Origin of the sequence: Burkholderia sp. HAN2018 (assembly GCF_024704855.1) — a bacterium.
Lineage (GTDB): Bacteria > Pseudomonadota > Gammaproteobacteria > Burkholderiales > Burkholderiaceae > Burkholderia > Burkholderia cepacia.
Window position 1 is genome coordinate 1 of sequence record NZ_QOBB01000543.1, and the last position, 693, is coordinate 693.

1 pseudogene is annotated in these 693 nt (G+C 73.7%); it reads left to right on the forward strand.

The window, feature by feature from the left end:
• A pseudogene (locus DPV74_RS41675) lies at positions 1 to 693 on the forward strand (transcriptional regulator); the annotation flags it as partial.

Consider the following 693-nt stretch of genomic DNA (forward strand, 5'->3'; position numbering starts at 1 on the left):
CGCCGGCGAGCGCGTGTATCGCGTCGGGCCGCTGCCCGTGCCGCCGGCCGGCGCGACCGAAGGCGAGATCGTCGCGTGCGGGGCCGTCCGCATGTTCCTGGCGCGGGCGCGCGCGATGGGCACCGACGTGCCCGCGGATGCGAGGACGCTGGACGCGATCGCGACCGTCTGTCGGCGCCTGAGCGGCCTGCCGCTCGCGCTCGAACTCGGCGCGGCACGCGTCGCGCTGCTCGGGATCCAGGGGCTGGCCGCCGATCTCGACAAGTCGGTGTTGTCGTTGTCCGGCGGCCTGCGGACCGCCCATCCGCGCCAGCAGACGCTGCGGGCCACGATCGAGTGGAGCTACCGGCTGCTCGACGACGCGGAACGCACCGTGCTGTGCCGCCTCGCGGTGTTTCCGGATGCGTTCCCGCTCGACGCGGCGTGCGCGCTCGCCGCGTGCGACGAACTCGGCGGCGCACGCGTGCTCGACTGTCTCGTCAGTCTCGCGTCGAAATCGTTGCTGGTCGTTCATTCGGTCGGGCTGTCGAAGCGTTATTCGCTGCTCGAGGTCGTGCGCGCGTATGCGCTCGAGAAGCTGGCGGAATCGGGGGAAGCGGGCCGCGTGCATGCGCGGTGCGCGTCGTTCACCGCCGCCGAACGCGCGGATTCGCGTCCGCCGGCGCCGGCCGCGCCCGCGCAGCCGCGGCTGGC